The sequence below is a fragment of the Pseudomonas sp. PS02288 genome (assembly GCF_029959715.1).
Taxonomy (GTDB): Bacteria; Pseudomonadota; Gammaproteobacteria; order Pseudomonadales; family Pseudomonadaceae; genus Pseudomonas_O; species Pseudomonas_O kuykendallii.
The window spans coordinates 67483-90344 of sequence record NZ_JASCPA010000010.1 but is presented as its reverse complement, the minus strand read 5'-3'; the positions used below and the strand labels follow the sequence as shown (position 1 = coordinate 90344).

Sequence of the window (22862 nt, the reverse complement as noted above, 5' to 3'; positions counted from 1 at the left end):
CATGGAGCGCCTGGCCAACATCTTCCACCTGGGGCTCAAGGAGTTCCGCAGCCTGGGCCGCGACTACGCGCTGCTGGCGCTGATCGTCTGGTCGTTCAGCGTGGGCGTCTACTCGTCCGCCACCAGCATGCCGGAGAGCCTGCACAATGCCGCGATCGCGGTGGTCGACGAGGACCGCTCGCAGCTGTCCACACGGATCGTCCACAGCTTCCAGCCGCCCTACTTTCTCAGCCCGGCGCTGATCGACCTGAACCGCATGGACCACGGCATGGACGCCGGGCTCTACACCTTCACCCTGAACGTGCCGCCGAACTTCCAGAGCGATGTGCTCGCCGGCCGCCAGCCGGCGCTGCAACTGAACGTCGACGCCACCCAGATCAGCCAGGCGTTCACCGGCGCCGGCTACATCCAGAACATCGTCAGCAGCGAGATCGGCGAATTCATCGGCCGCTACCGCGTCCTCGCCGCCCAACGCGCCGAGCTGAACGTGCGCATGCAGTTCAACCCGAACCTGACGCGCACCTGGTTCGGCTCGGTGATGGAAGTGATCAACCAGATCACCATGCTCTCGATCATTCTCACCGGCGCGGCGCTGATCCGCGAACGCGAGCACGGCACCATCGAGCACCTGCTGGTGATGCCGGTGACACCGCTCGAGATCATGCTGGCCAAGGTCTGGTCGATGGGCGCGGTGGTACTCGGCGCCGCGGCGCTGTCGCTGCTGCTGGTGGTCCAGGGCTGGCTGCAGGTGCCGATCGCCGGCTCGGTAGGGCTGTTCCTCGCAGGCGCCGCACTGCACCTGTTCGCCACCACGTCGATGGGCATCTTCTTCGGCACCCTGGCGCGCTCGATGCCGCAACTCGGCCTGCTGATCATCCTGGTGCTGATGCCGCTGCAGATACTCTCCGGCGGGACCACGCCGCGCGAGAGCATGCCGGAGGTGATCCAGCGGATCATGCTGCTGGCGCCGACCACCCACTTCGTCGCCCTGGCCCAGGCGATTCTCTACCGCGGTGCGGGGTTGTCGATCATCTGGCCGCAGTTGCTGGCGATCATCGGCATCGGCAGCCTGTTCTTCTTCGCCGCGCTGAGCCGCTTCCGCAAGACGCTGGCGCAGATGGCCTGAATCGCCGGGCTAGGGCTGGACGACCAGGTTGTTGAACAGCAGGTCGTCCACCAGCGGGGCACCTTCTTCCTGCTGGAGCACGTCCTGGACCTGCTTGAGCGCCTCCTGGCGCAGCTTTTCCTTGCCATCCGGGCTGCCCAGGCTCTCGTCGGTCTGCTGCGAGAAGATCATCACCAGCTGATTGCGGATCAAGGGCTCGTGGTGCTCGACCTTGGCCTTGGCGTCGGCGCTCTTCACCTGCAGCGCGATGTCCGCCTTGTAGTACTTCAGCTTCGGCCCGGACCCGTAGTTGCCGACCAGCGCGGGGGTGAGGCCGATGTAGGCCGTCGTCGGCGCGGCCGCCTCGCCTTCCTTGGGTTCGGCTTCCTCGTTGGCGTGCGCCAGCGGCAGGGACAGGGCGAGCAGTAACGCGATGCAGGTTTTCAAAGCCGATTCTCCAGAGGTCTGCGCCTAGCATAGCCAGTGTGCGTGCCGCGCCCAAGCCCGGCGGCGATCACGGCTTATGCCCGGCCATCAGGCAGCGGCATGCTGATTGACCGGGCAGACCTCGCCCCTACACTGCCAGGCCAACAATCAGAACGAAGGAAGCCCCCGATGAAAGCCGTGCTCTGCAAAGCCTTCGGCCCCGCCGACAGCCTGGTCCTCGAAGACATCGCCAGCCCGCAGCCCAAGGGCAACGAAGTGCTCCTCGACGTGCACGCCGCCGGGGTCAACTTCCCCGACACGCTGATCATCGAGGGCAAGTACCAGTTCAAGCCGCCCTTCCCGTTCTCGCCGGGCGGCGAGGCGGCCGGGGTGGTCGCGGCAGTGGGCGAAAAGGTCGGCCATCTGAAGGTCGGCGACCGGGTGATGGCGCTGACCGGCTGGGGCAGCTTTGCCGAACAGGTCGCGGTGCCCGGCTATAACGTGATGCCGATCCCCGAGGGCATGCACTTCGCCAGCGCGGCGGCCTTCGGCATGACCTACGGCACCTCGATGCACGCCCTCAAGCAACGCGGCAACCTGCAGCCGGGCGAGACCCTGCTGGTGCTCGGTGCCTCCGGCGGTGTCGGCCTGGCCGCGGTGGAAATCGGCAAGGCGCTGGGCGCGCGGGTGATCGCCGCGGCGAGCAGCGCGGAAAAGCTGGCGGTGGCGAAGAACGCCGGCGCGGACGAGCTGATCAACTACAGCGAAGGCGGCCTCAAGGACCAGTTGAAGACGCTGACCGGCGGCAAGGGCGTCGACGTGATCTACGACCCGGTTGGCGGCGACCTGTTCGAGGAAGCCTTCCGTTCCATCGCCTGGAATGGCCGCATGCTGGTGGTCGGCTTCGCCAGCGGGACCATTCCCGCCCTGCCGGCCAACCTCACGCTGCTCAAGGGCGCGTCGCTGGTGGGCGTGTTCTGGGGCTCGTTCGCCCAGCGCCAGCCACAGGACAACGCCGCCAACTTCCAGCAGCTGTTCCACTGGTTCGCCGAAGGCAAGATCAAGCCATTGGTATCGCAGACCTTCCCGCTGAACCAGGCCGGCGCCGCCATCGATACGCTCGGCCAGCGCCGGGCCGTGGGCAAGATCGTGGTGCAGGTGCGCTGATCGCCAGCCGCCCACGAAAAAGGCCGCCCACGGGCGGCCTTTTGCATGCTTCCTCACCTCTTTCCCGGACGCTCGCGGGCTCGACCTCAGCGGGGCGCGTAGGCGAACACGTCCGCGCGCATCTGATGCGCATCCATGCCCGCCTCCACCAGCGCGTCGAGGGTCGCATAGACCATCGCCGGCGAGCCGCTGGCGTAGACATGCAGCGCGCCGAGGTCGGCGAAGTCCTCGCGGATAGCCTCGTGCAACAGCCCGCAGCGGCCTTCCCAGCCACACCGGTCGCTGACCACCTGGTGCAGGAACAGGTTGTCCACCGTCTGCCATTCCTGCCAGTGCGGCACGCGGTAGAAATCGTCGGGCTGGCGCGCGCCCCAGTACAGATGCACCGGATGGGCGAAACCCTGGCTGCGGCAGTATTCGATCAGGCTGTGCATCTGCGCCATGCCGGTGCCGGCGGCGATCAGCACCAGCGGGCCGTCGGGCAACTCGGCAAGGTGCGCCTCGCCGAATGGCAGGCGCACACGGGCGAAACCCTGGCGCTGGACGAACGCCAGCAGGTTGCGCGCGGAGTCCTCCCGCGCCAGCACATGCAGCTCCAGCTCGCGGCCCGAATGCGGCGAGGACGCCAGGGAGAACGCCGCCCACTCGCCATCCTCGCGCAGCACCTGCAGGTACTGACCGGCGTGGTAGCGCGGCGGCTTGCCGGCCGGCGCACGCAGGCGCACACGGAACACGTCGCCGCCGGCGTCGATGCACTCGATCAATTGGCAGCTCAGCTCATGCACCGGCAATTCGCCGGGGGCGAGCACCCCGTCCCATTGCAGCACGCAGTCCTCAATCGGTTCGGCAAGGCAGGTGAACAGCTCGCCTTGGTCTAGGACCTCGCCGTCCTGGCGTACCCGGCCCTCCACCAGCAGCGCGGCGCAGACATGGCAGTTGCCGTTGCGGCAGCTCTGCGGGCAGTCGTAGCCGAGCCGGCGCGCCGCATCGAGGATGCGCTCGCCGGGAAGCGTGTCGAGTACCGCTCCGGACGGCTGCAAGGTCACTTTCATCGGTGGGTTGTGCTCGGTGTTCAAGACAAGACGGACTATTCAGTCGATTCCCAGGGAAGTCCAGAGTTCGTCGACGCGGCGGCTGACCGCCTCGTCCTTGACGATCGCCCGGCCCCACTCGCGGCTGGTTTCGCCTGGCCACTTGTGGGTGGCGTCGAGGCCCATCTTCGAGCCGAGCCCTGAGACCGGCGAGGCGAAATCGAGGTAGTCGATCGGCGTGTTGTCGATCAGCACCGTGTCGCGCTTGGGGTCCATCCGCGTGGTGATGGCCCAGATCACGTCCTTCCAGTCGCGCGCATCGATGTCGTCGTCGGTGACGATGACGAACTTGGTGTACATGAACTGGCGCAGGAACGACCAGACGCCGAGCATCACGCGCTTGGCGTGGCCCGGGTACTGTTTCTTGATCGTCACCACCGCCATCCGGTACGAGCACCCCTCGGGCGGCAGGTAGAAGTCGGTGATCTCCGGGAACTGCTTCTGCAGGATCGGCACGAAGACTTCGTTCAGCGCCACGCCGAGAATCGCCGGCTCGTCCGGCGGCCGGCCGGTGTAGGTGCTGTGGTAGATGGGCTCGAGACGCCGGGTGATGCGCTCGACGGTGAACACCGGGAAGCGGTCGACCTCGTTGTAGTAGCCGGTGTGGTCGCCGTAAGGGCCTTCGTCGGCCATCTCGCCGGGATGGATCACGCCCTCGAGGACGATCTCGGCGCTGGCCGGCACCTGCAGGTCGCTGCCGCGGCACTTCACCAGTTCGGTCTTGTGCCCGCGCAGCAAGCCGGCGAAGGCATATTCGGAGAGGCTGTCCGGCACCGGCGTCACCGCGCCAAGAATGGTCGCCGGGTCCGCGCCCAGGGCCACCGCCACCGGATAGGGTTTGCCGGGAAACTTCTCGCACCACTCGCGGAAATCCAGCGCGCCACCGCGATGGCTGAGCCAGCGCATGATCAGCTTGTTGCGGCCGATGACCTGCTGGCGATAGATGCCGAGGTTCTGCCGCTCCTTGTTCGGCCCTTTGGTGACGGTCAGCCCCCAGGTGATCAGCGGGCCGACATCGCCTGGCCAGCAGGTCTGCACCGGCAGTTTGCCAAGGTCGACGTCGTCGCCCTCCTCGACCACTTCCTGGCACGGCGCGTCCTTCAGCACCTTGGGCGCCATGCTCAGCACCTTCTTGAAGATCGGCAGCTTGGACCAGGCGTCCTTCAGGCCCTTCGGCGGCTCCGGCTCCTTGAGGAAGGCCAGCAGCCTGCCGATCTCGCGCAGCTCGCTGACGTCTTCGGCGCCCATGCCCAGGGCCACGCGCCTGGGCGTGCCGAACAGGTTGCCGAGCACCGGCATGTCGAAGCCGGTCGGGTTCTCGAACAGCAGCGCCGGACCTTCGCGCCGCAGGGTGCGGTCGCAGATTTCGGTCATTTCGAGAACCGGGGAAACCGGCACCTGGATGCGCTTGAGTTCGCCGCGCTGTTCCAGGCCGCTGATAAAGTCGCGTAGGTCGCGATACTGCATGGGTGAGCCTCGCTGGAGCGTGCAGGCGGGGGCGCCGAGTTTAGCGCCAACCGCCGGACGCATGAACCTGCAGATGCGCGAAAGCCGGGTTTCCCCGGCTTTCGTCGACCTGCCGAACCCTTACTTGCGCTTCATCGACAAGAAGAACTCATCGTTGGTCTTGGTGTCCTTCAGCTTGTCGAGAAGGAACTCGATGGCGGCGATTTCGTCCATCGGGTGCAGCAGCTTGCGCAGGATCCACATCCGCTGCAGCTCGTCCTCGGCGGTCAGCAACTCCTCGCGGCGGGTGCCGGAACGGTTGATGTTGATCGCCGGGAACACACGTTTTTCCGCGATGCGACGGTCCAGGGGCAGCTCCATGTTGCCGGTGCCCTTGAATTCTTCGTAGATCACTTCGTCCATCTTCGAGCCGGTCTCGACCAGCGCGGTGGCGATGATGGTCAGCGAACCGCCTTCCTCGATGTTCCGCGCGGCACCGAAGAAACGCTTCGGTTTCTCCAGGGCGTGGGCATCGACACCACCGGTGAGGACCTTGCCGGAGCTCGGGATCACGGTGTTGTAGGCACGCGCCAGACGGGTGATGGAGTCGAGGAGGATGACCACGTCCTTCTTGTGCTCGACCAGGCGCTTGGCCTTCTCGATCACCATTTCGGCGACCTGCACGTGGCGGGTCGGCGGCTCGTCGAAGGTGGAGGCGACCACTTCGCCGCGCACGGTGCGCTGCATCTCGGTCACTTCTTCCGGACGCTCGTCGATCAGCAGAACGATCAGGTGGCACTCGGGGTTGTTGCGGGTGATGTTCGCCGCGATGTTCTGCAGCATGATCGTCTTGCCGGCCTTCGGCGGCGCCACGATCAGGCCGCGCTGGCCCTTGCCGATCGGTGCGCAGAGGTCGATCACGCGACCGGTGAGGTCTTCGGTGGAGCCGTTGCCGGCTTCCATGACCAGGCGCTTGGTGGGGAACAGCGGGGTCAGGTTCTCGAAGAGAATCTTGTTCTTCGCGTTCTCCGGTCGATCGTAGTTGATCGAGTCGACCTTGAGCAGTGCGAAGTAGCGCTCACCTTCTTTCGGCGGGCGGATCTTGCCGATGATGGTGTCGCCGGTGCGCAGGTTGAAGCGGCGGATCTGGCTCGGCGAGACGTAGATGTCGTCCGGGCCGGCGAGATAGGAAGAGTCCGCGGAGCGCAAAAAGCCGAAACCGTCCTGGAGTATCTCCAGCACGCCGTCACCGGAGATTTCCTCACCGCCTTTGGAGTGCTTCTTGAGCAGCGAGAAGATCACGTCCTGCTTGCGCGAACGGGCCATGTTCTCGATGCCCATCTGTTCGGCCATTTCCAGCAGTTCGGTAATCGGCTTTTGCTTGAGTTCGGTCAGATTCATAGGAATGACGTAGATACGAAGAATAGGAAGGAAGCATTTAGCTTGGGATGCCGACCGCGCCGGGGGGAGGCGAAGGAATCGCAGTACTGACTGGAGTAGGAGTGCGGCGATGGCGGCTTGCGAAGGGCTGCGTCAGAAAATGCAGCGAGCCGAATGTAACACCGGCTTTGTTCGAGCGTCTAGCTTTTGCGCAGAAAAAAGCCCCGTCGTTTGCGGGGCCTTTAATTCGCCGTCTGCAGCGCAGCGGCGTCAGATGTTGGCGTCGAGGAATGCCGCCAGTTGCGACTTGGACAGCGCACCAACCTTGGTCGCCTCGACGTTGCCGTTCTTGAACAGCATCAGGGTCGGGATGCCGCGCACGCCGTACTTCGGCGGGGTGTCCTGGTTTTCGTCGATGTTCAGCTTGCAGATCTTCAGCTTGCCCTGGTAGGTCTGGGCGATCTCGTCGAGTACCGGCGCGATCATCTTGCACGGGCCACACCACTCGGCCCAATAGTCGACCAGAACCGGACCGTCGGCTTGCAGCACGTCTTGATCGAAGCTGGAATCGCTGACGTGGGTAATGAACTCGCTCATGGAAGTCTCCGTGGTCAGAATCGAAATTGGCGGCCATCATAGCCCGCTTGCCTACGGATCGAAAGCCGCCGGCGATTGAGCTTCGCTATCGCGGCCAAGGCAAATCCTATCGACGGCGGTGGCGCAACCTTTGCCCGCGCATGCCTGTCCCAACCGATGCCGACCTGATTCACCTGCGCGCCCTGATCGGCAGCGCCACGGGCGCCGAATTGGCGAAGTCGCCCTATCGTGGCAGGATGGCGCGGTTCTAACTCGAGACGCTAAGCATGCCGTCAGCTCCTGCCAAACATTTCCCTTTGATCGCCGCCATCGACCTGGGCTCGAACAGCTTCCACATGGTCCTGGCCAAAGCCGATCGCGGTGAAATCCGCATTCTCGAGCGCATCGGCGACAAGGTTCAGCTGGCCGCCGGTATCGACGAGAATCGCCAGCTCAGCGCCGAAGCCATGCAGCGCGGGCTCGATTGCCTGCGCCTGTTCGCACAGATGATCAACGGACTGCCGCAGGGCGCGGTGCGCATCGTCGGCACCAACGCGCTGCGCGAGGCGCGCAACCGTGGCGACTTCATCCGCCAGGCCGAAGCCATTCTCGGGCATCCGGTGGACGTGATTTCCGGCCGCGAAGAAGCCCGCCTCATCTATCTGGGCGTGTCGCAGACATCTCCCGACGTGCCGGGCAAACGGCTGGTCGTCGACATCGGCGGCGGCAGCACCGAATTCATCATCGGCCAGCGCTTCGAACCGCTCCTGCGGGAAAGCCTGCAGATGGGCTGCGTCAGCTTCACCCAGCGCTATTTCCGCGACGGCAAGATCACCTCGGCGCGTTACGCCCAGGCCTACACCGCGGCGCGCCTGGAACTGATGGGCATCGAACATGCGCTGCGCCGCCTTGGCTGGCAGGAAGCGCTCGGCGCCTCCGGCACCATCCGCGCGGTTGGCCTGGCGATTCGTGGCGAGGGCAACGGCAACGGCGAGGTCAATCCGCAGGGACTGAAACTGCTGAAAATCCGCCTGCTCAAGCTGGGCGATGTCGAACGCATCGATCTCGACGGCGTGAAGCCAGACCGGCGGACGATCTTCCCGGCGGGCGTGGCAATCCTCGAGGCGATCTACGACGCACTCGAACTCGACCAGATGCTGCACTCCGAGGGAGCGCTGCGCGAGGGCGTGCTCTACGACCTGATTGGCCGCCAACACCACGAGGACGTCCGCGAACGCACCCTCGGGTCGCTGATGGAGCGCTACCACGTCGACTTGGAACAGGCCGCGAGGGTCGAAGCCAAGGCCCTGTCGGCCTACGAGCAGGTCGCCGACGCCTGGGACCTGCGCGACGAGGCCTGGAGGGAACTGCTGACCTGGGCCGCGCGGGTCCACGAGATCGGCCTGGACATCGCCCACTACCATTACCACAAGCACGGCGCCTACCTGATCGAGCACTCCGACCTGGCCGGCTTCTCGCGTCAGGACCAGCAGATGCTTGCACTGCTGGTGCGCGGCCACCGCCGCAACATCCCGCGCGACAAGTACGTGGAGTTCACCGCCGACTCCGACAAGCTGGTGCGGCTGTGCATCCTGCTGCGCTTCGCGATCCTCTTCCACCACATCCGCGGCACCCAGGAAATGCCCAAGGTCCAGCTCAAAGCCGGACGGCGCAGCCTGGAGGTGGTCTTCCCGGACGGCTGGCTGGAGAGCAACCCGCTGACCCAGGCGGATTTCGCCCAGGAAGCCGAATGGCTGGCGCGGGTCGGTTATCAGCTCAAGGCTCGCTGAGCCGGCTCACATCTGCGGGTTCGCCCCGTCCTGCCACTCGATCGCCAGGCGTTCATCGCGCGAGAAGCGCAGCAGGTGGTCGGCGAGCACGAACTGCAGGCGCGCCAGCGCCTCGCCGGACTCGGCCTGGCAGTCCAGCAGCAGCGCGTCCGCCTCGGCGCGCATGCGGCACAGGCCAAAGGGAAACGCCGCGTTCGCCTGGCGCTCGTCATAGTTCACGCTGACCTTGTGGCGGAAGTGCTTGCACAGCCGGGTCATGTTGCGCGACGCCTGCGCGGTCGGTACCCGGGCATGGAAGTGGTTCATCGCTTGCTCCTCGTCGATCGACCTCAGGCCGCGCCGCTCGCGCGGCGGCGGCCCTCATCAGCGGTTCACGGATGGCCTGGCAGGACGAAGCACGGCGGCTCTGCGGTACCGCGCGTCGGGTCTCACGCCTCCTCAGAAAGACGTGCTGACGCTGGTGTAGAACGTCCGCCCAGGCTCGTTGTAGGTGTAGGCGCCGGCACCGAAGATCTGGTTCGGCGCGGTCCCGGTGGTTTGCGAGTTGCCCTCGCGGTAGAGGCGCTTGTCGAACAGGTTCGATACGCCTGCGGTGACGCTCAGCTTCTCGCTGAACGCATAGGTGCCGATTAGCCCGGCGATGGCGTAGGGCGAGATTTCCCGAGCCTCGCTGCCCGAGACCGCAACACCCTGGTAGTTGTACTTCTTCGGCTGCTGCTTGCCGTAGTACACGACGGTGGCCTGCAACGAGAGCTGCTCGGTCGCCTGCCAGTCGAGCATGGAGTTGAGGGTGTACTTCGGGATGATCGACAAGCGATCGCCGGTGTCTTCGTTCTTCGACTGCAGCATGTAGGTGAAATTGTTGTTCCAGGTGACGGAATCGCTCAGCGGCAGGTTCAGCGTACCTTCGATGCCCTCGACCAGCGCCTTGTCGACGTTGTCCCACTGGAACACCCGGCGGCCGGTGGAGGAATAGGCGACCGGGCTGGTGCCCGCTTCGATCTTGTTGCGGTAATCGTTGCGGAAGTAGGTGACGCCGGCCGTGACGCCGCCCTCGTTGAACTCGACGCCCAGCTCCTTGTTGATGCTGGTTTCGGCCTCAAGGTTCTTGTTGCCGACCAGATAGCAGCCGGCGCTGGCGCCGCTTCCGGCGCCGCCCCAGCAGCCCTGACCGGCGCTGTAGAGTAGGTATCCCGAGTTGGTCTGGTAGAGGTTGGGCGCCTTGTAGGCGCGCGCGATACCGGCCTTGAGGCTCCAGGCTTCGGTCAATGCGTGCGACAGGTTCAGCGCCGGGCTCCAGTTGCTGCCGGACTCGCTGTGATGGTCGAAGCGCAGGCCCGGCGTCAGGGTCGTGCCGGGACGCAACTCGATGTTGTCGTCGAAGAACACCGAAGCCAGTCGCGCCGACGTCTTGCTGCCGCGGTTGGTGGCATCGATTCCCGGAAGGGTGTTGTTGCCAAACTGCGGCAGCGAGAAGTTCAGCGAGTTCGAGGCGCTGTCGTCCAGGCGCTGGTCCTGCCATTCCACGCCGATCGTCGCGACCTGCGGCATGGCGGTTTCCCACGGCAGGCTGACTTCGCTGTGGGCGGTGGTGGTCTTCAGCTCGGCGGTGCTCACGCCGACTGGGCCGAGGGCGCCGTTCGGATTGAAGACTCCCTCGATACCACCGGCGAGCCCCTCGCCAAGGCGGCGGTTACGCGTGCGCTCGTACTGCAGGTAGCTCATCGTCGAGCCGAAATCGAACTGGCCTTCGTGCGTCAGCGCATAGCTCTGGCGATACAAGGTATTGGTTTCATGCCCCAACATCTGCTGCACCAGGGCGTTGGTGTTGGTGTTCTGGGTATCGCCGGCATACAGGTTGCCCTGGCGGTTGAAGCCGGCCTCCAGCCTGAGCTTCTGCCCTTCGGCGAAACGCCATTCCAGCTGTCCGTTCAGGTCGCGATTGCGCACCCCTTCGCGGCCGGCCGGTAGGCTGGCGGCATTGGTCCCGGTGCGTGGCGATTGATGCCCGGCGTTGATGTCCGCGTCGTCCATGTCGGTCTTCGCCACGTTGCCGTAGAACCGGTAGGAAAGGTTTTCGGTGAGCGGGCCGTCGAGGGAGAAGTTGATGCGCTTGCTGGCGCCTTCTTCCTTGTGGGCGGGAAAGCTCATGTACGCGGTCGCGTTGCCGTGCATTTCCTCGGTCGGCGCCTTGGTGATGATGTTCACCACGCCACCCGCCGCGCCCGAGCCGTAGCGCGCTGCCGCCGGACCACGCAGCACCTCGATGCGCTCGATCTGTTCGGCCGGCACCCAGTTGGTATCGCCGCGGCTGTCACGCTCGCCACGCCAGCCCATTCGCACCGAGTTGCGCGAACTCACCGGCTTGCCGTCCACCAGGATCAGGGTGTTCTCCGGGCCCATGCCACGGATGTCGATCTGCCGGTTGTTGCCACGCTGACCGCTGGTGGAGTTACCGGTCAGGTTGACGCCCGGCATCCGGCGGATGATTTCGGAAAGGTCGTTGGCCGGCGGCGACTTCCTGATGTCTTCGGCCGTGATCACCGAAACGCCCGGTGCCTGCTTTAGCTCTTCGGCGGCGGTGCCGAGGACCTTGCCTTCCTCCAACTGGATGGCTGCGCTCGCGGCGGAGGTGTCGGTGTCCACGTCGGCCGCGTGGGCCAGGCCGGTGCTGGCGGCCAACAACGCGACGACCAGACGGCGACGGATGAATATGGGCGATTTTGCGACTGTTGCCACGGTGAACTCCCCCGAACGGGCGCAAAGACGGCGCCCAATCAAATGATAACGATTTGCATCAACTGATGTCGGGCGGTAGTCTTCCACAGCGCTACCCGCAAAAGGTTTGCGCAAACGAGCAAAAGGTTTGCGCCATCCACTCTCCTGCTCGAAGTTGTTTTCCCGGAGCCGGCCTGCAGCCGACTCGTCGCAAGGAGCCTCCATGTGCAGCCCCGAATCCTTCGTCGGCCGTTCCAATCTGCTGAATTCGGAAACCCGGCTGCGCTTCCTGCGCAACGAGTCGGCGGACGAGGAGCGCCTGTTCCAGGGCCAAGTGCGCTGGCACAACCTGCGTACCGGGTTGTCGCTCCATTGTTCCGACTGCCATGAACTGCAGGACTTCTGCACCGAGGTGGAAGTCCTGCCACGCCTGAGCTTCGCCCTCTTCCTCGAAGGGCACAGCGACGTGCGCTACGGCGACAAGGCGCTGCGCATCGGCAGCAGGCTCGGTGCGCCGCCGGAAGGCCTGGCGATCGCCCTGGCCGAACCCGCGCTGTTCAGCCGTGAGGCGAAGCGCGGCGCGCATGTCCGCAAGCTGGTGGTGAGCCTGGCGCCGGAGTGGTTCGAGTCCGGCGGGCTCGACGAGCACGCCGGCTACGCGCAGATCGTCGGCTTCAAGCGCCAGCACCTTGAGGTGCGCTACTGGCAGCCGTCGGCGCGGCTGCTGGCGCTGGCCGAACAGATGCTCTGCCCGCCGGGCTACAGCCCGATGCTGCAGAACCTCTACCTGGAAAGTCGCGCGCTGGAGATCGCCGGCGAGGCGCTGACCACGATCACCCACGAGGCGACGCTGCCGGCCGGCAGCCTGCGTCCGCACGAACACCGGCGGCTGTTGCGGGTGGTGGAGCTGCTCGACAGCGGCGCCGCCGATGGCTGGTCGCTGGAACGGATCGCGCGGGAAACCGGCGTCAATACCAGCACCCTGCAGCGCCAGTTCCGCCTGCACAAAGGGACCACCGTCTTCGAGTACCAGCGCGCGCGCAAGCTGCTGGAGGCCCGCGAAGCCCTGGAAAGGCAAGGCGCCAACGTGGCCCAGGCGGCCTGGATCGCCGGCTACAACAGCGCGACGAACTTCGCCACGGCGTTCAAGCGTCAGTTCGGGCTGACGCCGAAGCAGGTTCGCGGGCGCATCTGAGGGGTTTCGCCCGGGTGTCCGGGCGAGTGGCGGGAAACCCTGGCGCGTTGTTCAGCGCGCGGTCACCGGGTTGGTCAGCCGATCGAACAGCGCGGCCTGTGCATTGCGCGAGTTCTGGTTGCCGGTCGGGCTGCAGCGCACGTAGCTGCCGTCCGACTGCAGCGCCCAGGCCTGGGAGTTGTCGGTCAGGTACGACTCCAGTTCCTTCTTCACCCGCGTGATCAGCTTCTTGCCCTCCACCGGGAAGCAGGTCTCGATGCGCTTGTCGAGGTTGCGCTCCATCCAGTCGGCGCTGGAGAGGAAGATCTTCTCGTCGCCGCCGTTGAGGAAGTAGTAGATGCGGCTGTGTTCGAGGAACCGGCCGATGATGGAGCGCACCTGGATGTTGTGCGAAACACCCGGCACACCCGGACGCAGGCAGCACATGCCGCGCACCACCAGGTCTATCTTCACGCCCGCCTGGCTGGCCTTGTAGAGGGCGCGGATGATCTTCGGATCGGTCAGCGAGTTGACCTTGGCCATGATCTGCGCCGGACGCCCTTCGCTGGCGGCGACGCCCTCGCGGTTGATCATCTCCAGCAGGTTCTTCTTCAGCGTGAACGGCGCATGCAGCAGTTTCTTCATGCGCAGCGTCTTGCCCATGCCGATCAACTGGTTGAACAGCTTGTGCAGGTCCTCGCAGAGCGCCACGTCGGCGGTCAGCAGGCTGTAGTCGGTGTACAGCTTGGCGTTGCCGGCGTGGTAGTTGCCGGTGCCGAGGTGCGCGTAGCGGCGCAGCTCGCCGTTCTCGCGACGCAGGATCAGCATCATCTTGGCGTGGGTCTTGAAGCCGACCACGCCGTAGATCACCACCGCGCCGGCGGCCTGCAGGCGGCTCGCCAGTTGCAGGTTGGACTCCTCGTCGAAACGCGCGCGCAGCTCGATCACCGCGGTGACCTCCTTGCCGTTGCGCGCGGCATCGACCAGCGCATCGACGATCTCCGAGTTGGCCCCGGAACGGTACAGCGTCTGCTTGATCGCCAGCACGCTGGGGTCCTTGGCGGCCTGGCGCAGCAGGTCGATCACCGGGGTGAAGGACTCAAACGGGTGCATCAGCAGGTAGTCGAGCTTGCCGACCACGTTGAACAGGTTGTCGCGGTTCTGCAGCTGCTTGGGAATCAGCGGGGTGAACGGCGCGTACTGCAGCTCGGGATGGCTGTCGAGGCCGGTGATGCTGAACAGGCGCGTCAGGTTGACCGGTCCGTTGACCTTGTACAGCTCGCTTTCGGACAGGCCGAACTGCTTGAGCAGGTAGTCGGTGAGCGGCTTCGGACAGCTTTCCACCACCTCGACGCGCACCGCATCGCCGTAGCGCCGCGAGAACAGTTCGCCGCGCAGCGCACGCGCCAGATCCTCGACGTCCTCGGCATCGACCGACAGATCGGCGTTACGGGTCAGGCGGAACTGGTAGCAGCCCTTGACCTTCATGCCGTGGAACAGCTCGTCGGCATGCGCGTGGATCATCGAGGAGAGGAACACGAAGTTGTCGCCGGCGCCGCCGACGTCCTCGGGCACGCGGATCACCCGCGGCAGCAGGCGCGGCGCCGGAATGATCGCCAGACCGGAGTCGCGGCCGAAGGCGTCCATACCCTCCAACTCGACGACGAAGTTCAGGCTCTTGTTCACCAGCAGCGGGAACGGGTGCGTCGGGTCGAGGCCGATCGGCGTGATGATCGGCGCGATCTCGTCGCGGAAATAGCGGCGGACCCAGGCCTTCAGCTTCGGCGTCCAGTAGCGGCGACGGATGAAGTTGACGTTATGTTTGGCCAGTTCCGGCAGAAGGATATCGTTGAGGATCGCGTACTGACGGTTGACCTGCTCATGCACCAGGTCGGCGATCCGCGCCAGCGCCTGGTGCGGCTGCAGGCCATCGGCGCCGGCCTGCTCACGAGCGAAGGTGATCTGCTTCTTCAGCCCGGCGACGCGGATTTCAAAGAACTCGTCGAGGTTGCTGGAAAAGATCAGCAGGAACTTCAGCCGTTCCAGCAGCGGCTGGGACTCGTCCAGCGCCTGCTCCAGCACGCGGATGTTGAACTGCAGCTGCGACAACTCGCGGTGGATGTACAGGCTGCTGTCGTCGACCCCCGGAACCGGCGCGGCCGGGGCCGGCTCGGCGACCACATCGGGCAGCGCCTCCACGGGCGGGGTTTCCGGCGCCTCGGCGATGGCCAGGGCAGGCACCTCGTCGAGCGGGGTTTCAGTGAGTCCTTCGCTGCTGTTCATCGAGTCTCCTGCGTGATCTCAATGCCCTTGCTTGAGGGCCTTGGCCGCGTGTTTGGCGAAATAGGTGAGGATGCCGTCGGCACCGGCGCGCTTGAAGGCAATCAGCGATTCCATGATCACCGCCTCGGACAGCCAGCCGTTCTGGATGGCCGCCATGTGCATCGCGTACTCGCCGCTGACCTGATAGACAAAGGTCGGCACGCGGAATTCGTCCTTCACCCGGCGCAACACGTCGAGGTAGGGCAAGCCCGGCTTGACCATGACCATGTCGGCGCCTTCGGCGAGGTCGAGGGCGACTTCGTGCAGCGCCTCGTCACCGTTGGCCGGGTCCATCTGGTAGTTGTACTTGTTGCCCGAACCGAGGTTGCCAGACGAGCCGATGGCGTCGCGGAACGGCCCGTAGTAGGCACTGGCGTACTTGGCCGAGTAGGCCATGATCCGCACGTTCGGATGCTCGGCCACCTCCAGCGCCTCGCGCATCGCCTGGATGCGCCCGTCCATCATGTCCGACGGCGAGACGATGTGCGCGCCGGCCTCGGCATGGGACAGGGTCTGTTTGACCAGCGCGTCGATGGTGATGTCGTTCTGCACGTAGCCTTCGGCGTCGATGATGCCGTCCTGGCCGTGCGTGGTGTACGGGTCGAGCGCCACGTCGGTCATCACGCCCAGCTCGGGGAAGCGCTCGCGCAGCGCGCGGATCGCACGCTGTACCAGGCCGTCGGGATTCCAGGCTTCGGCAGCGTCGAGGGATTTGCGCTCGACCGGGATGAACGGGAACAGGTCGATCAAGGGAATCCCCAGCTCGACCAGCTCCTCGGCGTCGATCAGCAACTGGTCGATCGATAGCCGCTCGACGCCGGGCATCGAGGCGACCGGCTCGCGGCGATTCTCGCCATCGAGGATGAACACCGGGAGGATCAGGTCATCCACGCTCAACTGGTTCTCCCGCACCAGACGACGGGAAAACTCGTCGCGGCGGTTGCGCCGCAGGCGGGTGGCAGGGAACAGGCGATTGGCGGGGGTAAAACTCACGGCGGACTCCAGACCCGCACGAGCGGGCACAGTGTGACGGTTATAGGCCGTCATTATGACCCTTTGATGACGGCAGGTGCCGCAAAGGCACTCAAGCGAACATTGTCACCAGCCCGGCGCGATCCGTCGAGCGACCGGGCGCATTGATCCGCGTGCTTTTCCGTGCGGCCGCGATAGGAGTAGGCTGCGCCCTACCTTTTCCCGGCTCACCCCCCGCCATGCTCGAACACCTGCTGGAGAATTTCGGCTACATCGCCCTGTTCCTGGGCACCTTCTTCGAGGGCGAGACGATCCTGGTGGTAGCCGGTTTCCTGGCCTTTCGCGGCTACCTCAACGTGCAACTGGTGGTGCTCACCGCCTTCCTCGGCAGCTACGCCGGCGACCAGCTGTGGTTCTACCTAGGCCGCCGCCACGGCCGCGCGATCTTGCAACGACGCCCGCGCTGGCAGGTGCTGGGCGACAGGGCACTGACCTACTTCCGCCGCCATCCCGACCTCTGGGTGCTGGGTTTCCGCTTCGTCTACGGCCTGCGCACGGTCATGCCGGTGGCGATCGGCCTGTCCGGCTATTCACCCGGCCGCTACCTGCTGCTCAACGCCCTCGGCGCGCTGGTCTGGGCCACCGTACTGACCGTGGCCGCCTATCACTTCGGTGCCGCCCTCGAAGGGCTGCTCGGCAACCTGCGCCGCTACGAGCTCTACGTGCTTGGCGCGCTGCTGCTCGGCGGCGTCCTGCTGTGGCTGCGCCGCCTGCACCTGGCGCGTCGCGGCTGAGCCTCGCCCCGCCGCCTCGCGCTGGCGGCTGAACCGCCGCACAATCGTGACCTCCATATGAATGACGGCCCTGCAGTTGCCGGCGCCGAAGCGTTCCACCTGCCCAGGAGAATGGCGATGAGCAAGAAAGTAGCGGTGATCCTTTCCGGTTGCGGCGTCTATGACGGCGCGGAAATCCACGAAAGCGTGCTCACCCTGCTGCGCCTCGACCAGCGTGGCGCGCAGGTGCAGTGCTTCGCGCCGAACATCGCCCAGTTGCAGGTCGTCGACCACCTCAGCGGCGACGAGGTGTCCGAGACGCGCAACGTGCTGGTCGAGTCGGCGCGCATCGCTCGCGGCCAGATCAAGGACCTGCGCGAAGCCAAGGCCGAAGCTTTCGACGCACTGATCGTGCCTGGCGGTTTCGGCGCGGCGAAGAACCTCTGCGATTTCGCCGTCAGCGGCGCCAACATGAGCGTGCAGCCCGACGTGCTGGCGCTGGCCCAGGCCTTCGCCGCTGCCGAAAAGCCCATCGGGCTGATGTGCATCGCGCCGTCGATGGCGGCGAAGATCTTTGGTGAAGGCGTCACCTGCACCATCGGCAAGGACGCCGACACGGCGGCGGCGCTGACCCAGATGGGCGCGCGGCACGAGGAGTGCGAGGTGGACAACATCGTCGTCGACCCCGAGCACAAGCTGGTGACCACGCCGGCCTACATGCTCGCCCAGTCGATCGCGGAAGCGGCCGCCGGGATCAACAAGCTGGTGGACCAGGTCCTGGAAATGGCCTGAGAAGCCGGCGCCTAACGCATCAACTGCACGAGCAGCCGATCCAGCGTATTGGCGAAGGCCTGGCGATCGCGCTCCGAATAAGCCGCCGGACCGCCGCCAGCCTGGCCCTGCTCGCGCAAGTCGGTGAACAGGTTGCGCACCGCCAGGCGCTCGCCCATGTTGCGCTCGTCGAATACCTTGCCGCGCGGGTCGAGCGCCAGCACGCCCTTCTTCACCAGCCGGTCGGCCAGGGGCACGTCGCTGCAGATCACCAGATCGCCGGGCTCGGCGTGCTCGACCAGGTAATCGTCGGCGGCGTCCGGGCCGCTCGGCACCACGATCAACTGCACCAGCGCGAAGGCCGGTTTTATCTGCGGCTGGCCCGCTACCAGCAGCACCTGAAAGCGCCGCTTGAGGGCGAACTTGACCACCTGCTCCTTGGCCGCCTTGGGGCAGGCGTCGGCATCGATCCAGACGCGCATCGGCGTGTCGCTCACACCACGGCCCGGCGCACCGTCGCCAGCAAACCGGCGGCGCCGACGAACATCACCGCGAAACTGCGGTTCATCAGGCGCTGCTGACGCGGCGTGCGCAGCAGGCGCAGGACCCGCGAAGCGAGGCCGGTGTAGCCGGCCATGACGATCAGGTCGACGACGATCATGGTCGCGCCGAGCACCAGGTACTGCCCCATCAGCGGCAGCACCGGATCGATGAACTGCGGCAGCACCGCGAGCATGAAGACGATCGCCTTGGGGTTGCTGGCATTCACCAGGAAGCCGCGCAGGACCAGGCTCAGCGGCCGGCCGATGGGTCGTGCGGCAGCGGCATCCGGCAGGTCGGCGGGCAGCGCGCGCCATTGCTTGATCGCCAGCCACACCAGGTAGACGACGCCGAACCACTTGATCAGGGCGAAGGCCAGCGCCGAGGTGGCCAGCACCGCGCCAACGCCGGCGGCGACGATGGCGATCTGCAGCGCCAGGCCAACCTGCAGCCCCAGCGCATTCCAGTAGCCGCGCCAGAATCCGTACTGCAGGCCCGCCGACATCGAGGCGATGGCCCCGGCGCCGGGGGACAGGCTGATGACCCAACAGGCCACCAGGAACGCAAGCCAGGTATGCAGTGCCATGGGATTTACCTTCCGATCATTCGTCGCGGTTGGAGAATAGGGTGAAGGGTTCGGAGCCGCGCCAGCGGCGCACCGACTTCTGGAAGAACTGCGTGTTGGGGATCTGCACCGAGCAGGTGTTGCCGTGCTCGTCGACTTCTTCAAGGGTGGTGAAGAGCAGGTTGATCGAGGCGACGCGGCCCTTGATGCCGGGCTTGTCCGAGGCGTCCAGCACCTCGACCACGTCGCCCAGGCGGAACGGCCCGACGGTGAAGATCAGCACCGCGCAGAACAGGTTGGAGAGCACGCTCCAGATCGCGAAGAAGGCCACCGCAGCCACCGCGATGAAGCCCGACACCGCCGTCCAGAGCACGGTCACCGACACGCCGAGGCGCTCGAGCACCATGATGAAGGCGCTGCCCATGATGAACCAGCGCAAGCCGCCGCGCAGCGGCAGCAGCAGTTCCACCGGCAATTGGTAGCGCTCGCCGAGGCGCGTCAGCCCCCGCCATACCAGGCGCTGCAGGATGTAGGCGAACAGCACGATGAGCAGGATCTTCAGCCCTTCGAACACCGGCTGCAGCCAGCTCTGCTGCAGGAACAGGTAGACCTCGTTCACGATGCAGCCTCCAGTTCGCGCTGCAGGCCTTCGAGGACTTCCAGCGCCTCCAGCCAGTGCTCCTCCAGCTCGTTCTCACGCACCTTGAGGCTCGTCTGGCTGGCCAGCAGGTCGCGCAGCTCGTCCTTGCGCCCCGCCTCGTAGAGCGCCGCGTCGCCGAGCCGGGTTTCCAGCGCGGCGAGCTTCTCCTGCACCTCGCCGAGCTGTTTCTCCAGCTTGTCGGCCTCGCGCTTGTGCGGTGCCAGTTGCTGACGCAACGCCGCGGCGGCCTGCCGCTGGGCGCGCTTGTCGGTCTTGTCCGCGCCGCTGGCAACCGCCACCGGCTGCTGCCGCGCGCGGTAGTCCAGCAGCCAGCGGGCGTAATCCTCGAGATCGCCGTCGAAGGCTTGCACGCGCCCATCGGCGACCAGCAGGAATTCGTCGGTGGTGCTCTTGAGCAGGTGCCGGTCGTGGCTGACCACCAGCACGGCACCCTCGAAATCCTGCAGCGCCATGGTCAGCGCGAGGCGCATCTCCAGGTCGAGGTGGTTGGTCGGTTCGTCGAGCAGCAACAGGTTCGGCTTGCCCCAGGCGATCAGCGCCAACGCCAGGCGGGCCTTTTCGCCACCGGAGAAATTCAGCACCGGTTCGTCGCAGCGCGGGCCACGGAAGTCGAAGCCACCGAGGAAATCGCGCAGGGTCTGCTCGCGCTCGCCGGGGGCGATGCGCTGCAGGTGCAGCAACGGGCTGGCCTTGTCGTCAAGGGCATCCAGCTGGTGCTGGGCGAAGTAGCCGATGACCAGGTTCTCGCCGCGCGTCAGGCGCCCGCCGAGCGGCTGGATTTCGTCCGCCAGAGTCTTGATCAGGGTCGACTTGCCGGCGCCGTTCGGCCCGAGCAGACCGATCCTCGCGCCCGGCACCAGTTGCAGCTTGACCGCCTCCAGCACCGCGCGCTCGCCGTAGCCGAGCCGGCCCTCGGCGAGGTCGAGCAGCGGGCTGGAGACCTTGTCGGCCTCGCGAAAGACGAAATCGAAGGGCGAATCGACGTGCGCCGGCGCCAGTTCCTCGAGTTTCTCCAGCGCCTTGATCCGGCTCTGCGCCTGGCGCGCCTTGCTGGCCTTGGCCTTGAAGCGGCGAATGAAGCTTTCCATGTGCGCACGCTGCGCCTGCTGCTTCTCGAACGCCTGTTGCTGCTGCGCCATGCGCTCGGCGCGAGTGCGCTCGAAGGCCGAATAGCCGCCGCGGTAGAGGGCCAGCTTGCGCTGTTCGAGGTGGACGATCTGGTCGACCACGGCGTCGAGGAAGTCGCGGTCGTGGGAGATCAGCACCAGGGTGCCGGGATAGCTCTTCAGCCAGCCTTCGAGCCAGAGGATGGCGTCGAGGTCGAGGTGGTTGGTCGGTTCGTCGAGCAGCAGCAGGTCGGACGGCCGCATCAGCGCCTGCGCCAGGTTCAGGCGCATCCGCCAGCCGCCGGAGAAGTCGCCGACCGGGCGCTCCATCTGTTCGTTGGAGAAGCCCAGCCCGGCCAGCAGCTTGCGCGCACGGGCGTCGGCGCTGTAACCATCGGCGTTGTCCAGTTCGGTGTGCAGCCGCGCCAGGGCGGCGCCGTCGTGGCTGGCCTCGGCGACGGCCAGCCCGCGCTGCACGCGGCGCAACTCGAGGTCGCCGTCGAGCACGTAGTCCACTGCCAGGCGATCGAGGGTCTCGATCTCCTGGCGCATGTGCGCGATGCGCCAGTCGGCGGGCAACTGGCAGTCGCCGGCGTCCGGCCCCAGTTCGCCGCGCAGCAGCGCGAACAGGCTGGATTTGCCGGCGCCGTTGGCACCCACGAGGCCGGCCTTCTGGCCGGGGTGCAGGGTCAGCTCGGCGCCTTCGAGCAGGCGCTGCGGACCGCGCTGCAAGGTAAGATTCTGTAGTCGTATCATGATGGCGGCGGAGTTTATCAGCTTCGCCCCCACCCCGCCCGGAGTGCCGAATGCCCGCCGATCTATGGAGTTTCGCCCTCGCCCGCTACGCCCGTCCCGGCGTGGAAAACGCCTGCCTGACGCTGCAGGCCGAGGGCGCGGACGTCTGCCTGCTGCTCTGCGGCGCCTGGCTCGGCGCACGCCGCGTGAGCTGCACGGCGTCGCGCGCGGAGCAGTTGAAAGCATTGGCGACGCCCTGGCAAATAACCGTAGTCACGCCGCTGCGCCAGCTTCGCCAGGGCTGGAAAGCCGCGACGACCAGCGACGCCGCGTTGGCCGAACTGCGCGAACAGGTCAAGGCGCTGGAGCTGCGGGCCGAGCGCGAACTGCTGCGCCGGCTGGAATCCGCCTCCGCGGACTGGCCGGAAGACGCTGGCGAAACCACGCACGACTGGCTGCGCGAACTCGCCGGATTCGATCACCCGGCACTGCAATCCCTGGTGTAGGGCGGGGGAAACCCGCGACCGCAAGGTTAGAGACGCCGCGACGCGGGTTCACCCGCCCCACGGAAGCCTCGCGACATGCGACGAGCGTTTCGTAGGGTGCGCCTCGCGCACCACCCACCGACGAGGCCATTCGGTGCGCGCGGCGCACCCTACGAACAAGGGATTCATCCGCGCATAAAAAAGCCGCCCAACGGGCGGCTCGAGGCCAGGCAGGCCGGAAGTCAGGGGAGCGCGCGGCTCCGTGGCGCTAGTCTACCCGAAGCCCGGCGCCAGGGTGGGCTCAGTCGACGCGCTCGAACTTGAGGTCCCAGACGCCGTGACCGAGGCGCTCGCCGCGGCGCTCGAACTTGGTCACCGGGCGCTCCAGGGGGCGCTGCACGTACTGCCCGTCCGCGGCCTGGTTACGATAACCAGGCGCGGCGTTCATCACCTCGAGCATGTGCTCGGCGTAGGGTTGCCAGTCGGTGGCCATGTGCAGCACGCCGCTGGGCTTGAGCTTGCTGCGCACCAGTTCGGCGAACGCCGGCTGGACGATGCGCCGCTTGTGATGGCGCGCCTTGTGCCAGGGGTCGGGGAAGAACAGCAGCACGCGGTCGAGGCTGGCATCGGCGACGCACTGGCGCAGCACCTCCAGGGCATCGCAGCTGTACACGCGGACATTGTCCATGCGCTGGGTGAGCAGGCCGTTGAGCAACGCACCGACGCCCGGCCGGTGTACCTCGACGCCGATGAAGTCCTGCTCCGGCGCGGCGGCGGCCATTTCCAGGGTCGAATGGCCCATACCGAAACCGATCTCGAAGGTGCGCGGCGCCTGGCGCCCGAACACCTCATCGAAGTCGCGCAGACCGTCGCCCAGCTCCAGGCCGAACTTCGGCAGGCCCTGTTCGAGACCGCGCTGCTGGCCCTCGGTCATGCGTCCGGCACGCATCACGAAGCTCTTGATGGTGCGCATCGGGCGTTCGGCTTCGAGGGCGATGGGGCTTTCGGACGGTTCGGTCATGCGGGTTGTTTCCGTGGCGCGGAGAGGCGCGGCGTACC

The 22862-nt window shown here is 66.1% G+C and carries 21 protein-coding genes; 7 read left to right on the top strand and 14 right to left on the bottom strand.

Annotated elements, in window-relative coordinates; translation table 11 throughout:
- The first annotated feature begins 1 nt into the window (after window position 1).
- Window positions 2-1126: an ABC transporter permease gene (locus tag QMX85_RS06655; RefSeq protein ID WP_282339349.1), complete on the top strand. Its 1125-nt coding sequence runs from the start codon at window positions 2-4 to the stop codon at window positions 1124-1126.
- Window positions 1127-1135: 9 nt separating this feature from the next.
- On the opposite strand, the gene QMX85_RS06650 is transcribed toward QMX85_RS06655, so the two are convergent.
- A complete protein-coding gene (locus QMX85_RS06650) occupies window positions 1136-1552 on the bottom strand; it encodes a flagellar basal body-associated protein FliL (RefSeq protein WP_090224112.1) in 417 nt (138 codons plus the stop codon).
- A gap of 168 nt (window positions 1553-1720) precedes the next feature.
- Between QMX85_RS06650 and QMX85_RS06645 the strand changes: the two genes are divergently transcribed.
- A complete protein-coding gene (locus QMX85_RS06645; protein ID WP_282339348.1) occupies window positions 1721-2698 on the top strand; it encodes an NADPH:quinone oxidoreductase family protein in 978 nt (325 codons plus the stop codon).
- 86 nt (window positions 2699-2784) lie between these two features.
- Here the strand turns inward: QMX85_RS06645 and QMX85_RS06640 are convergent, their stop codons facing one another.
- The 4 genes from QMX85_RS06640 to trxA all read right to left on the bottom strand — a co-directional run bounded on the left by QMX85_RS06640 (window position 2785) and on the right by trxA (window position 7212).
- A complete protein-coding gene (locus QMX85_RS06640; RefSeq protein WP_282339347.1) occupies window positions 2785-3750 on the bottom strand; it encodes a CDP-6-deoxy-delta-3,4-glucoseen reductase in 966 nt (321 codons plus the stop codon).
- Between the two features lie 39 nt (window positions 3751-3789).
- The gene (ubiD, locus tag QMX85_RS06635; protein ID WP_282339346.1) at window positions 3790-5256 is read right to left on the bottom strand and encodes a 4-hydroxy-3-polyprenylbenzoate decarboxylase; all 1467 of its coding nucleotides are present in this window, start codon (window positions 5254-5256) and stop codon (window positions 3790-3792) included.
- Window positions 5257-5376: 120 nt separating this feature from the next.
- Complete coding sequence (rho, locus tag QMX85_RS06630) at window positions 5377-6636, bottom strand: transcription termination factor Rho (RefSeq protein ID WP_090224120.1); 1260 nt, start codon at window positions 6634-6636, stop codon at window positions 5377-5379.
- Window positions 6637-6885: 249 nt separating this feature from the next.
- A complete protein-coding gene (gene trxA / locus QMX85_RS06625) occupies window positions 6886-7212 on the bottom strand; it encodes a thioredoxin TrxA (protein WP_090224122.1) in 327 nt (108 codons plus the stop codon).
- 266 nt (window positions 7213-7478) lie between these two features.
- On the opposite strand from trxA, the gene ppx reads away from it, so the two are divergent.
- The gene (gene ppx, locus QMX85_RS06620; protein ID WP_282339345.1) at window positions 7479-8981 is read left to right on the top strand and encodes an exopolyphosphatase; all 1503 of its coding nucleotides are present in this window, start codon (window positions 7479-7481) and stop codon (window positions 8979-8981) included.
- Between the two features lie 6 nt (window positions 8982-8987).
- On the opposite strand, the gene QMX85_RS06615 is transcribed toward ppx, so the two are convergent.
- Window positions 8988-9287 (bottom strand): DUF2218 domain-containing protein, encoded by a 300-nt coding sequence (locus QMX85_RS06615; RefSeq protein WP_282339344.1) that lies wholly within the window; start codon window positions 9285-9287, stop codon window positions 8988-8990.
- A 132-nt stretch (window positions 9288-9419) separates the two neighbouring features.
- Window positions 9420-11720 carry a TonB-dependent siderophore receptor gene (locus tag QMX85_RS06610; protein WP_282339343.1) on the bottom strand — a complete coding sequence of 767 codons (2301 nt, stop codon included), beginning with the start codon at window positions 11718-11720 and terminating at the stop codon, window positions 9420-9422.
- A gap of 202 nt (window positions 11721-11922) precedes the next feature.
- Here QMX85_RS06610 and QMX85_RS06605 point away from each other — a divergent pair, with 202 nt between their 5' ends.
- On the top strand, window positions 11923-12894 hold the full coding sequence (locus QMX85_RS06605) for an AraC family transcriptional regulator (protein WP_282339342.1): 972 nt from the start codon (window positions 11923-11925) through the stop codon (window positions 12892-12894).
- A 51-nt stretch (window positions 12895-12945) separates the two neighbouring features.
- Here QMX85_RS06605 and ppk1 read toward each other — a convergent pair whose 3' ends face one another.
- Both ppk1 and hemB read right to left on the bottom strand, forming a co-directional pair.
- Window positions 12946-15156 (bottom strand): polyphosphate kinase 1, encoded by a 2211-nt coding sequence (gene ppk1, locus QMX85_RS06600; RefSeq protein WP_282339341.1) that lies wholly within the window; start codon window positions 15154-15156, stop codon window positions 12946-12948.
- Between the two features lie 18 nt (window positions 15157-15174).
- Complete coding sequence (hemB, locus tag QMX85_RS06595; protein WP_282339340.1) at window positions 15175-16188, bottom strand: porphobilinogen synthase; 1014 nt, start codon at window positions 16186-16188, stop codon at window positions 15175-15177.
- Between the two features lie 218 nt (window positions 16189-16406).
- On the opposite strand from hemB, the gene QMX85_RS06590 reads away from it, so the two are divergent.
- Window positions 16407-16961, top strand: coding sequence for a DedA family protein (locus QMX85_RS06590; protein ID WP_090224137.1), 555 nt, complete (start codon window positions 16407-16409; stop codon window positions 16959-16961).
- 117 nt (window positions 16962-17078) lie between these two features.
- Entirely contained in the window at window positions 17079-17732 is a 654-nt protein-coding gene (elbB, locus tag QMX85_RS06585) for an isoprenoid biosynthesis glyoxalase ElbB (protein WP_282339339.1), read from the top strand.
- Window positions 17733-17743: 11 nt separating this feature from the next.
- Here elbB and QMX85_RS06580 read toward each other — a convergent pair whose 3' ends face one another.
- Genes QMX85_RS06580 through QMX85_RS06565 form a run of 4 tightly spaced genes read right to left on the bottom strand, consistent with a single transcriptional unit; the run spans window position 17744 to window position 21339 of the window.
- Window positions 17744-18193 (bottom strand): YaiI/YqxD family protein, encoded by a 450-nt coding sequence (locus tag QMX85_RS06580; protein WP_090224141.1) that lies wholly within the window; start codon window positions 18191-18193, stop codon window positions 17744-17746.
- A gap of 11 nt (window positions 18194-18204) precedes the next feature.
- Window positions 18205-18837 carry a homoserine/homoserine lactone efflux protein gene (gene rhtB / locus QMX85_RS06575; protein WP_282339338.1) on the bottom strand — a complete coding sequence of 211 codons (633 nt, stop codon included), beginning with the start codon at window positions 18835-18837 and terminating at the stop codon, window positions 18205-18207.
- A gap of 16 nt (window positions 18838-18853) precedes the next feature.
- Window positions 18854-19435, bottom strand: a complete 582-nt coding sequence (locus QMX85_RS06570) for a mechanosensitive ion channel family protein (protein ID WP_282339337.1) — start codon at window positions 19433-19435, stop codon at window positions 18854-18856.
- The gene (locus QMX85_RS06565) at window positions 19432-21339 is read right to left on the bottom strand and encodes an ATP-binding cassette domain-containing protein (RefSeq protein WP_282339336.1); all 1908 of its coding nucleotides are present in this window, start codon (window positions 21337-21339) and stop codon (window positions 19432-19434) included. The genes QMX85_RS06570 and QMX85_RS06565 overlap by 4 nt, the downstream gene beginning before the upstream one ends.
- Before the next feature lie 50 nt (window positions 21340-21389).
- Between QMX85_RS06565 and QMX85_RS06560 the strand changes: the two genes are divergently transcribed.
- Window positions 21390-21824 carry a TIGR02444 family protein gene (locus QMX85_RS06560; protein WP_282339335.1) on the top strand — a complete coding sequence of 145 codons (435 nt, stop codon included), beginning with the start codon at window positions 21390-21392 and terminating at the stop codon, window positions 21822-21824.
- Window positions 21825-22104: 280 nt separating this feature from the next.
- Here QMX85_RS06560 and trmB read toward each other — a convergent pair whose 3' ends face one another.
- Complete coding sequence (gene trmB / locus QMX85_RS06555; protein ID WP_282339357.1) at window positions 22105-22776, bottom strand: tRNA (guanosine(46)-N7)-methyltransferase TrmB; 672 nt, start codon at window positions 22774-22776, stop codon at window positions 22105-22107.
- Window positions 22777-22862: the final 86 nt, after the last annotated feature.

What these genes read in the sequence shown, in the direction of transcription:
- QMX85_RS06560 (WP_282339335.1), top strand. Translation starts at nt 21,390, where the DNA reads ATGCCCGCCGATCTATGGAGTTTCGCCCTCGCCCGCTACGCCCGTCCC.
- rho (WP_090224120.1), bottom strand. Translation starts at nt 6,636, where the DNA reads ATGAATCTGACCGAACTCAAGCAAAAGCCGATTACCGAACTGCTGGAA.
- ppx (WP_282339345.1), top strand. Translation starts at nt 7,479, where the DNA reads ATGCCGTCAGCTCCTGCCAAACATTTCCCTTTGATCGCCGCCATCGAC.
- QMX85_RS06580 (WP_090224141.1), bottom strand. Translation starts at nt 18,193, where the DNA reads ATGCGCGTCTGGATCGATGCCGACGCCTGCCCCAAGGCGGCCAAGGAG.
- rhtB (WP_282339338.1), bottom strand. Translation starts at nt 18,837, where the DNA reads ATGGCACTGCATACCTGGCTTGCGTTCCTGGTGGCCTGTTGGGTCATC.
- QMX85_RS06655 (WP_282339349.1), top strand. Translation starts at nt 2, where the DNA reads ATGGAGCGCCTGGCCAACATCTTCCACCTGGGGCTCAAGGAGTTCCGC.
- ubiD (WP_282339346.1), bottom strand. Translation starts at nt 5,256, where the DNA reads ATGCAGTATCGCGACCTACGCGACTTTATCAGCGGCCTGGAACAGCGC.
- ppk1 (WP_282339341.1), bottom strand. Translation starts at nt 15,156, where the DNA reads ATGAACAGCAGCGAAGGACTCACTGAAACCCCGCTCGACGAGGTGCCT.
- elbB (WP_282339339.1), top strand. Translation starts at nt 17,079, where the DNA reads ATGAGCAAGAAAGTAGCGGTGATCCTTTCCGGTTGCGGCGTCTATGAC.
- QMX85_RS06605 (WP_282339342.1), top strand. Translation starts at nt 11,923, where the DNA reads ATGTGCAGCCCCGAATCCTTCGTCGGCCGTTCCAATCTGCTGAATTCG.
- QMX85_RS06640 (WP_282339347.1), bottom strand. Translation starts at nt 3,750, where the DNA reads ATGAAAGTGACCTTGCAGCCGTCCGGAGCGGTACTCGACACGCTTCCC.
- QMX85_RS06645 (WP_282339348.1), top strand. Translation starts at nt 1,721, where the DNA reads ATGAAAGCCGTGCTCTGCAAAGCCTTCGGCCCCGCCGACAGCCTGGTC.
- trmB (WP_282339357.1), bottom strand. Translation starts at nt 22,776, where the DNA reads ATGCGCACCATCAAGAGCTTCGTGATGCGTGCCGGACGCATGACCGAG.
- QMX85_RS06565 (WP_282339336.1), bottom strand. Translation starts at nt 21,339, where the DNA reads ATGATACGACTACAGAATCTTACCTTGCAGCGCGGTCCGCAGCGCCTG.
- QMX85_RS06590 (WP_090224137.1), top strand. Translation starts at nt 16,407, where the DNA reads ATGCTCGAACACCTGCTGGAGAATTTCGGCTACATCGCCCTGTTCCTG.
- QMX85_RS06615 (WP_282339344.1), bottom strand. Translation starts at nt 9,287, where the DNA reads ATGAACCACTTCCATGCCCGGGTACCGACCGCGCAGGCGTCGCGCAAC.
- trxA (WP_090224122.1), bottom strand. Translation starts at nt 7,212, where the DNA reads ATGAGCGAGTTCATTACCCACGTCAGCGATTCCAGCTTCGATCAAGAC.